The sequence below is a fragment of the Burkholderia sp. GbtcB21 genome, from assembly GCF_019091065.1.
Classification (GTDB): Bacteria; Pseudomonadota; Gammaproteobacteria; order Burkholderiales; family Burkholderiaceae; genus Burkholderia; species Burkholderia pyrrocinia_C.
Window position 1 is genome coordinate 1 of the sequence record NZ_JAGXKA010000539.1, and the last position, 231, is coordinate 231.

The following is a 231-nucleotide window of genomic DNA, read 5'->3' on the forward strand; positions in this document are numbered from 1 at the left end:
GCGCGTCTCGACGCAATGATCTGCACGACGCGTCACGTCAGGCGAGGCGAAACGCTGATTCGCGCGGGAGATGCGATCAACAGGATCTATGCGGTGAGGACCGGTTCGTTCAAGACCACCATGATGCATCGCGACGGCGACGCGCAGATCACCGGCTTCCCGATCGTCGGCGAATCGCTCGGGCTCGGCGGCGTGCACACCGGGCACCACAACGGCGACGCGATCGCACTC

Annotated in this window: 1 protein-coding gene; it reads left to right on the forward strand. The window is 64.9% G+C overall.

Features of this window, described 5'->3' with window-relative positions; translation table 11 throughout:
• On the forward strand, positions 1–231 hold a 231-nt coding region (locus tag KVT39_RS37580; RefSeq protein ID WP_217591539.1), incomplete at both ends, for a cyclic nucleotide-binding domain-containing protein.